A 9,392-nucleotide genomic window follows, 5' to 3' on the forward strand; every position below is an offset into this window, starting at 1 on the left:
AAGAACTCACACGGAGTCACGAAGCCGCAAAGATTTTCGGATATTTTTCAGTAGTGTCTTTGCGCCTTTGTGTGAACTAATATTCTCTTTCAGAGCTCTAATTTTTTTGCCCCTAAGCAAATTTTTTCGCTATCTTTTTTGCTTAGGGGCAAAATTATTTCGTTCGGTCAAACCGGATTTTTTTCAAGCATCAGACTTCTGCGGCGTAAATTTGTTGTAAAGCAGCAACCCCACAATCGTCGCCACGCCGATGCCGCTGAAAATAAGCCACAGCGTGCGCGGTTGATTCAGCTTGTCCACGAAATGGACGTACATGTTGGCTCCGAGGATGGCGCCGATGCTGCTGCCGATCACGCCGTAGAGGAAAATGTAGCCCATGTACGTTGCCACACGATCCTTGGGAGCAATCAAGCCGACGTAGCTGATAAATTTCGGATGCGCTGTCATCTCGCCGACGGAAAAAATAATGATTCCGGCGATGAACACCCAGATGCTGGTGGAAATCGCCAAAATCGCCATGCCGATGGTTCCCATGGCAATGCCCACGACCATTGTCGGCAGCGCTTTGGTATTTTTCACAATGTTGGAGACAATGAGCTGCAGCAAAATGATCGTTCCCGCATTGATCACGGTGACATGCTCCACATCGAAAAACCAATTGATGTGCACGCCGATTTTCGCCAGTGAACCGTTGACGAAATTGTTCAGTGAAGTGGCATCCACGTACGCTTTGACGTACCAGAGCACGGAATCGAACATTTGAAAGTACATAATCCAAAAACCGGAATAAATAAAAATCATCAGCAGAAAACGGAAATTGTCCTTGAATTTCGCCCGGTCATCAGTCTCGATGGTGAACAGTGACAGCACTGTGAAATAGATGACCGTGCTCACGATTCTGCCGAAAGTGTCCAGCCCGGGAGTGAGCCAGAGTACGCCGACAATGATCAATGATGCCGCAAAATTGTAAATGAGCCGTTTCGACGGCGCTGATTCGCGGTAGCGTTTCTGAATCGCTAAAATGATCAAACTGCTGATGAACAGCAAGACGATGAAAAATGTAAAAAATGACCGCTCTTTGGCATTTCCCAGCAGATCAGTTAATTTTGAAAGCGAAACCATTGAAAAATTGGGATTGGCGCGAATTTTGTCCAAAATTTTCACCGAGGCGATGTCGCTTTCACCGGTTTTGTGCAAAACAATTTCCGTTTCCAGCGGAGAAATCTGACGCACTGTGAAAGCGGAGTTGCTATCTTTTGCAGGAGCTACTTTCACGCTCAGCGTCGATTTTTTCAGCGCCATTTCAAACAACTGGTCAGTCGTTTCGGGTGACAAATTCACCAAGTTCGCGTTCTGCGTCAGTTCCGAAAAAAGCAACTGTTTGAATCGATCGTACCGGTCAGGTTTGGCAATATCAACAAAAACGCGATTCACTGCGTTCTTGTTGAACTGGCGCAAAACAGAGTCAGTCAAAGCAGGCGAAAAGTCCGTGATTTTGGCTAATTTTTCACGGATAATTTGCGGCAAATTCTCGTCCTCGGGATTCGTAATAGTCACCAGCACATCTCTGCCATCGATCTGAATGGGCTTCACACTCGACGGCGCCGCTGCATCCGGCTTGATTTCAAAAATGAGCTGATAATCGCTAACCCGCATCGCCTGCTGCTTTTTTATTGAAAACGGAGTTTTTTTCATCACATCGCGGTTAACGCTGAAAGTCACGGACACGCCGTTCTCCAGCGCTGTCACTTGATCAAATTTTTCCACGACAGGACTCCGCTGTCCGTACTGCCAAAGTGAAAGCAATAGCAGCAACGCAGTGATCGCGTAAACCAGAATCGCCTTACCTTTTGAAGAGCGAAGGTATTGGTAAATCAAAACAAACGGGCTGTAAATGATTTCAAACGCATTAGCGACGGTTTTGATTAAATTCCATTCTTTTGATTTCTCAACTTTTTCCCGCGGCGGGTCTTTGTAGAAAAGCAGCGTGGGAATGATCATGGCGCCTGTTCCCAACGCCGACGCAATAATCACCCAGCGCCAGCCAAACGCAGGACTATTTTTCAAAAAAGGCACCAAAATCAACGGAAACAAAAAAGCTCCCAAATTGATTGACCAGTAGTAAATGCCAAATCCCAGCGTGCTATTACTTTTGTCCGTCAACCGGGCAATGGAGCCGGAAATGATCGGTTTGAATGTTCCGGCGCCGAGCGCCATCACACAAAGCGCAAGGAAAACCGCGCTGTACGAGGTCATTTGACTGGTGAGAAAATAACCGCCGCCCAAAAATGCAAACGCAATCGTCAGCGTCCGGCGGTAGCCAAACCGATCTGCCAGTGCGCCGCTGATGATGGGCAAAAAATAGAGAATCGGCTGAATCGTCCCCTTGATCAAGCCGACGCTTGTTTTGGCGAAGCCCAAAATATCGGTCAAATAGATCGACAAAACACTCATCATGCCGTAGTAGGAACCACGCTCCATAAATTCAAAAAATACAACGATCCAATAGGTACTGGAAAATGATTTCAACACGCCTTTTTTCTTCTGTTCTGCCATGCAAACTCCTTTTATATTTTAGAAGTTACTCCGGGCATCGCCCATCCTTATCATTTTTCACTAACCTTTTTATTCAATCAAAATCATGTCCAATTGATCGCTTTTCGATTCCCCGGAAATCAAATCCGTTACCGTCACACGCAAAATTTGCTCACCGCGCTCCAGATTTTTCAGATCGAATGCAATAAATTCAACGGCATCCTTGCTGTCTCCCATGTGTTCGCCGGAGAGCGTAATGGAGCTTTTTTTGGTGCCGCCAAAAATTCGCCCAACCGCGCCAAACGTCTTTTGCCAGAAGCTACGCTCCGGCTTGATGGTCTCTATTTTGTAAACCACTTTGTAATGGGTATTCCCGTCCTCATCTTTTTTTAAATTGTAAATTTCAAAATAGAGATAAATTGGCGTTTTGCGCATTACGCGCTTGAAAGTGTAGGGATCAACTTCGAGATCATTTTTGACAAAAGTCTTGTTGGAATTTTTAGTTTTCGGTTTGATTTCCGCTGAAAGCTGCAAACTGCTCACCATCAGGGAATCACCCGAAAAATTTCTGACGCGCAATTGCCGACGCTTCACCCCTTTGGTGGCTGTTTCCACATCGGTCAGCACAAAAGCCGCCTGATAAATTTCCGGCTTCAATGAATAATTATCCTGAAAAACAAATTGATGATCGCGCAATTTTTGCGGATTACGAATTTTGTAGCGCAGTCGTTTGTGCTCGTCCAAAATCGTCCGAAAATCTGTGTCGTCAAGTTCAATATAAAAATCGACGTTCTTTTCCGGTTTGTCATCGAACGGGTTAAGTTTCAGCGCCATGCCGGGAAAGGAAGTGTAAAATTCCACACGCGTCAAACCCCCTTCTCCTTTGAATTGGGACCAGCGCGTGATGAAAGGGAAGCGAAATTTTTTCTCATTTGCCGGGCGGAAGAGCTCGCCCGGATATTTGTCCAGCGCTTCGTTGCGTGAAATGTGGTAGTCATTCAATCTCTGCTGCGAAAAACCGGTGGCGAGTCTGGAGTAAGTCTTGCTGATATGACTGCGATCCTGATATAATTCATTCGCCAAAATCAGCCGCTGATTGTACCCGTAGCCGGACATTGCCGCTTCCGTCAAATCCTGCGCCAGACGATAGTACCCGCCGTCAGCGACAAAATCAAAAACCAGTCCATCCTGTATCGATTCGTAAGACCAGGATTCATTATCTTTCACCGGCAAATTTCCGATGGGAGAATTGTAACGCACATCCGGTTTGCCGTACTTGATGTAAATTCGCCCCCGATCATCATAATACGGCGGCGCTGTGAAATGGAAATTTTCCCGAGCAAATTTCACGCGACGAAAGTGCTCAATCAGCCGCTCGTTTTCCGGCGTGCTCGGATCCGGATCCCGGCTTTTCCAAAATTTGATGAAAACACGTTTTTTTTCTGCGTAAGGTGCAGACTCAAATTCTTTTTTTTCTTCCTTGGTCAAAAGGATTTTCTGCTCATCGAACAAATAATCCAGCATATCGTGATCGGTCAATTTTTCCATGCCCAGGAAATAATTATCGCTGCACTTGCGGTACTCGCCGATTTCGAAATAGACTTCTGCCATACGAATTCTTGATCTGCCAAAATCTGAGTCGTGCTCGGTGATTTTTTGGAAATATTTGAGTGCATTATCAAAATCTTTCAATTTTTGATAATTATAAGCAATTTGATAAATTAAATCACGATAAGCCGCTTTTTTCTCAAAAATCCACAGAAATTCCTTTTTTGCTCTCTGCAAATTTTCAACATCATCTTTCAGCAAATAGGTCCGCCCCATCCAATAATGCGCCGGGAGGTAGTCCGGATTAATTTTCAACGCTTCTCTGAATTTTTTCAATGCCTTGGAGCGGTGGTCAATTTTCAACAATTCTTTCAGACGCTCCAAAGGAATGATTTTGCTGGGCGTGCGCTGAAAATGGGACCTGCCGAGACCGGTCAGAGCGCGAACTTTAAAAGAATCAATTTCAGACAACGATCGGAAAAGCTTCTCTGCCTGGTCAAGCATTTCCTCGCGCAGATAAAGCTCTGCTAAGCGAAATGCTAACTCCGGCTGGCCCGGAGATTGCAAAATCTGCGCTTGCAAAATGGCGATTGAATCGGGCTTCTGATCACTATTTTGGCAAAAGCCATCCCTAAAAAAAACAGGAAAACTTATCCCCAGAATTAAATTAAAGACAAAAAGCCATTTCAAAAAATTATTTTTTTTCATCCTATCCCTCTGGCAAAAAAATAATTCCCGACGTATCCGCGCCGGACTTTAGACTATCCGGAATTCTGGGAGACATGGTCAAAGAGTCGTAAACAGACGCCCTTTTGTACCAAAAATGTTGTTGGTGGCTTTTCTGGCCACGCAAATAAATCCTCGTATTCAGAATCTCGTTCATTTCGGCTGTGGACACCAATCCGGCGATGTGCATTAATCTTAATACGCGTTTTTGTTTTCTTCTGGCGCCAGCCATATTTTTGAATGGATTGTAATAGATCGGATTGGGTAAAATCGCAGCTAACAGTGAACCTTCCGCCAGATCTACTTCAGCAGCAGATTTGCCAAAATAGTATTGTGCGGCTGCTTCAGCGCCGTAGATGTTGGGGCCCCATTCCACAATATTGAGATAAAATTCCAAAATTTTCTTTTTGGGCCAAATTTTCTCGATGCGCTTGGTGATAATGATCTCTTTGAATTTTCGTAGCAAATTTTTATTTTTGGTCAGGAAAGCATTTCTGGCAAGCTGCATGGTGATGGTGCTGCCCCCGCGCGCAAAGCGTTTCTTCTTCAAATTTTCGGCAAAAGAGAGCTTCAACTCCGTCATGTTGATGCCGGAATGCTTGAAAAAAGTATCGTCCTCGCTGATGACCACCGCTTTTCTCAGCGCCGGAGAAATGCGATGCAACGGCACAAATTTTCTCACCAGCACAACAGGTTCTTCCGACCAATCAAAATTTGCAAAAGAAATCACTGTGGATTCAGGATAAAAAGTGGCGATCAAATCATCGTCCGGTAATCCTGAGTAAATTTTTACAATAAAAAAAACGACGAGCACAAGGGCCAGCGTCAGAAAAACTAATATTTTTTTGACCATTGAATTTTTTCAGATTCACTTTTTCTTTCCAGTTTAATTAGAAATATAAGCATATCAATTTCAATTATCAAGTGATTTGTTATTTTCCGTCAGATATTTTTGAGAGAATTTTTTTCCGCTGATTTTTTCAATGACGATATTTTTCACTTGCGAAAGTACTTTTTTTTTGTTAGCTTTTAATGCATTAAAGTTAATCGTTTTCTCACTCAAAAAAGGGAGTCAAAAGTAGTTTAGCAGACGTATTTGTTTCCCGATTTTCCGGACAAAACCAGTTGAATTTCAAGTTGATTGAGATAAATGATGTGCAATAAGGAAAAAGCGACATGACAAATCTCTTTGGATTGAAAAAGGAGACGATTGAAAAAATAAAATCTGTGCTCGAGCGCTATGGGCAATTACAGGACTGGATCAGATATAGACCTGACTCTGGTTGGGGAGAAGAACTGACGCATCAGGTTCTCTATCGTATCCTGGACGAAATTGACGATTTATTGCTGCCTTACACTTTTGACGTGTCCTTGTTTCACCATATCAGCGACCCAGGAGTAATCGATCATATCCAACGCGCCGGAAAAATTTTTTATGAAAATGCGTCGGAGAAAACGTATCATGCATGAGCAGTTTCTCTGGCAATCTTTGCGCCTCTGCCAGCATGGGCATTTTCAAAAAAAGAATCTCCGCCTATGCGAGTAAGTCTAATAAAAACTATTCGCACTTTTCGGATTAAAATCGCCCGTTTCAATAATTAAAGAAAGGATAAAAAATGCATCGCAAATTATTCCAACAAAATTTATTCGTCATGTTCGTATTCTTTTTCATCGCTTTCGCATGGAGTTTTTCCGCCAGTTTTGCCGTTAGCAAATTTTACACGCTTGACGAAATCCAAATTGCGGCTCGAATAAATGAAGACGGTTCGCTGAACATCAAAGAAAATCGCTCCTACAATTTTCGCGGTCACTACAAGTGGGCAGATTACTCATTGCCGTTGCGGGAATTGGGGGAAGTGACTGATTTTTCTCTGTCCGAGGGCAATGAAATTTATCGGGAGAGCAACTCGCATGAACCCGGCACTTACTTCATAACTCAATCCAGTAATAAATTCTACGTCAAATGGTTTTACCGTGCCAGCTTCGAAAAGCGCACGTTCACTATTCGCTATCGTTTAGCAAATGCGGTGAAAGTCTACCGGGACGTGGCGGATTTTTACTTTAAGTTTGTTGCCGCGAAGAAGCCAAAAAGAGTGGGAAGAGTCTCATTGGACCTTGTGCTCCCGCAAGCGGCAGACACTACAGAAGTTCGCGCTTGGCTACATACGTCGCTCAACGGTTTCTACTATTTTGCCAACGGAAAAATTCATTTTGAAGCAGCGCCGCTGCCAAAGAAAAATTTCTTTGAAGTGCGTGCTATTTTCCCGCCGGAATGGGTTCCAGCGGCAAATGTCAAAATCGATAAAAATTACCGCATGTTCATTATGGCAGAAGAAAGAGGTTTTGCCGAAAAGGCCAATCGCCTGCGTCAAAAAGCGATGCAGGAAAGAAATTTTCGAGAAAAATACGCGCCAAAGGCAAAGCAACTAAATATCCTGCTTGTGATAATCGGCGCGATTCTGTTCATCAATTTGTACAACCGCTACGGCAAAGCGTATTCGATTCCCGGCTTGAGCCGCGTTTCTTCGGAAATTCCCGACAACATGTCTCCGGCCACAGCAAATCTTATCATTTCCAACGGTCAGCTAACGACCGGCGCGCTCACTGGCACACTGCTGGATTTAGCGGCGCGTGGTTACCTAAAGATGGACGAAAAAGTCGAGGATCGCAAGGCATTGTTTTTCAAATACAAATTTAAAACACAAACTTTAACTCTCGATCGGGAAAAATTTGAAAAAGAATCGGGAGAACTCCTTCCCCATGACCGCGAGTTCATCGAATTCTTTTTCAACGATTTAGCCGGGGGACAGAATTCAATCAATACCGATGAAATTAGAAAGCATCGCAGGGAAGTAATGAAATGGTTCCGCCAGTGGAGAAAAAACCTGAAACAGGAATGGGGAAACAAACCTTTCTACGACAAACCGAGCATCTGGGCTACGGTAGCGATTGCTCTTTTTGGCCTGTTAATAATTGGCGTCGGCATTTTCACATTAATCAAATTCAGCATCTGGGGCATCGTCGGCATTGCCGGCGGCTTCGTATTATCCGACGCTTCATTTTTCATTTTGCGCTATACCAAAGAAACCAAAGCAATCCGAATGCGCTTGGAATCGCTGAAAAAATATTTGAAAAAATATGAATATCGTAAATCCGCTTCGGCGATTCAATCTAATTTCAGCCGCTACTTTGCCATGGCGATTGCCTTAGGCATCGGCGCGAAAGCGGTCAAAGAGCTGATTAAATTTGCTGTCGAGGATCCGTCAAGAAATTATTTTCCGTACTATTATTCCTCTCTGGGTCACACAAGCCCGATGGAATTTTCCAAATCGATGTCCTCGTTCATCAGCAGCATTAGTACTTCCATGGCGAGCGCGGCCGGAACCGGTGGCGGTGCGTCTGCCGGAGGGGGTGGCGGAGCAGGTGGCGCGGCCGGGGGAGCGGGGTGAAATTCTGAAGGATAAATTTGTTCCATTCATAAAGAGACCAATTACTGAATTAGTAGAGGATATTTTGGGTTAGAAAGTGATGAATAAATTCATAAGAGGAAAAAACAAGGCTTCAAATCTTTAAATTAATCATTGACATTGTATATACAAAACATTATATTTAGACATGGATATTATCTGGGATAAAGAAAAAAATGAGTGGCTAAAGTTGAACCGACAGATTTCATTTGACGAAATTGCCGAAATGATTCTAAATGGGTATTACAAGGCACTCCTTGAAAACCCGGCGCGTGAAAATCAATTTTATTTCATTTTAGAAATTAATGAATATACTTGGGTTGTGCCGTTTATTCTGGATCAGAAAGATAAGATTGTGCTAAAAACAGCTTTTCCAAGCAGGAAATTTCATAAAAAATTCGGAGGGAAATAAAATGCCCCACAAATTACTTAAAGAAGAAAAAGCAATCGAGAACGAGATAGATAATCTTGTCCTTGTTTCGGATGAAAATAAGAAAAAGATAGAAAGAATATTAGCGGCATCAAAAAAAAACAGATCAATCAGCTTGAGAATATCTAATTTTCATCTGGAAAGGCTCAAAGAAAAAGCTCAGGAACAGGGCATACCTTACCAAACTTTGATTAATTCAATTTTGCACAAATATATCACAGAACAGTTTGTAGAGAGAAAAGAAATTGTGAAATTTTTTCAATTGGTGAAAAGCGAAAAACATACGATGAAGTAATAATCCGACTTTCTGATTTAAATTCAAGAGTACTCCCACTTATGAATTTAAGAAAAGTTTAATATGAACTGTTGCACTTAATACTTGAAACTACAAAATTAGATCAGAGCGGTTTATGAAAAAATGGCTTTCAATCTTATTGATCACGTTATTTCCGGGATTGCTTCTATCTGGAAATTTACTTAGCATCAAAGCCTTTACCCCTGAAAGCAAGGCGGAAGTTTATGATCCCGAAAATTTATTCGAGTACATCGACGGCGGAGCGGATATTTTTCTTTCCTTTGGATTCCAGCAATTGCAAGTTCGCGACTTTGCGTTTGATTCGCTGCAATTCACCGTGGAGCTGTACAACATGGGGACACCGCTGAACGCATTCGGCATTTACAAAAGC

6 protein-coding genes and 3 pseudogenes are annotated in these 9,392 nt (G+C 43.1%); 5 read left to right on the plus strand and 4 right to left on the minus strand.

The genetic code is table 11. The features are described from left to right. Positions 1-183: 183 nt before the first annotated feature. The 4 genes and pseudogenes from GXO74_02010 to mtgA all read right to left on the minus strand — a co-directional run bounded on the left by GXO74_02010 (position 184) and on the right by mtgA (position 5,662). A pseudogene (locus tag GXO74_02010) lies at positions 184-816 on the minus strand (MFS transporter). A gap of 1,125 nt (positions 817-1,941) precedes the next feature. Beyond that, positions 1,942-2,556: pseudogene (locus GXO74_02015) on the minus strand (peptide MFS transporter). Between the two features lie 69 nt (positions 2,557-2,625). Next, positions 2,626-4,791 (minus strand): GWxTD domain-containing protein, encoded by a 2,166-nt coding sequence (locus GXO74_02020; protein ID NOZ60434.1) that lies wholly within the window; start codon positions 4,789-4,791, stop codon positions 2,626-2,628. A gap of 1 nt (position 4,792) precedes the next feature. Beyond that, entirely contained in the window at positions 4,793-5,662 is an 870-nt protein-coding gene (gene mtgA / locus GXO74_02025) for a monofunctional biosynthetic peptidoglycan transglycosylase (protein NOZ60435.1), read from the minus strand. Between the two features lie 323 nt (positions 5,663-5,985). Between mtgA and GXO74_02030 the strand changes: the two are divergent. From GXO74_02030 to GXO74_02050, 5 genes and pseudogenes are all read left to right on the plus strand, one after another. Further along, positions 5,986-6,279, plus strand: a pseudogene (locus tag GXO74_02030) (nucleotidyltransferase domain-containing protein). Positions 6,280-6,425: 146 nt separating this feature from the next. Then, complete coding sequence (locus GXO74_02035) at positions 6,426-8,258, plus strand: DUF2207 domain-containing protein (protein NOZ60436.1); 1,833 nt, start codon at positions 6,426-6,428, stop codon at positions 8,256-8,258. Positions 8,259-8,424: 166 nt separating this feature from the next. Continuing rightward, positions 8,425-8,688, plus strand: a complete 264-nt coding sequence (locus tag GXO74_02040; protein ID NOZ60437.1) for a toxin — start codon at positions 8,425-8,427, stop codon at positions 8,686-8,688. 1 nt (position 8,689) lies between these two features. After that, a complete protein-coding gene (locus GXO74_02045) occupies positions 8,690-9,001 on the plus strand; it encodes an antitoxin (GenBank protein NOZ60438.1) in 312 nt (103 codons plus the stop codon). Between the two features lie 115 nt (positions 9,002-9,116). Continuing rightward, positions 9,117-9,392: hypothetical protein (locus GXO74_02050; GenBank protein NOZ60439.1), on the plus strand; the 276-nt coding region annotated here is incomplete at its 3' end.

The organism is Calditrichota bacterium, assembly GCA_013152715.1.
Lineage (GTDB): Bacteria > Zhuqueibacterota > Zhuqueibacteria > Thermofontimicrobiales > Thermofontimicrobiaceae > 4484-87.

Coding starts and splice junctions, on each gene's coding strand:
- GXO74_02020 (NOZ60434.1), bottom strand. CDS start 4,791: ATGAAAAAAAATAATTTTTTGAAATGGCTTTTTGTCTTTAATTTAATT.
- mtgA (NOZ60435.1), bottom strand. CDS start 5,662: ATGGTCAAAAAAATATTAGTTTTTCTGACGCTGGCCCTTGTGCTCGTC.
- GXO74_02035 (NOZ60436.1), top strand. CDS start 6,426: ATGCATCGCAAATTATTCCAACAAAATTTATTCGTCATGTTCGTATTC.
- GXO74_02040 (NOZ60437.1), top strand. CDS start 8,425: ATGGATATTATCTGGGATAAAGAAAAAAATGAGTGGCTAAAGTTGAAC.
- GXO74_02045 (NOZ60438.1), top strand. CDS start 8,690: ATGCCCCACAAATTACTTAAAGAAGAAAAAGCAATCGAGAACGAGATA.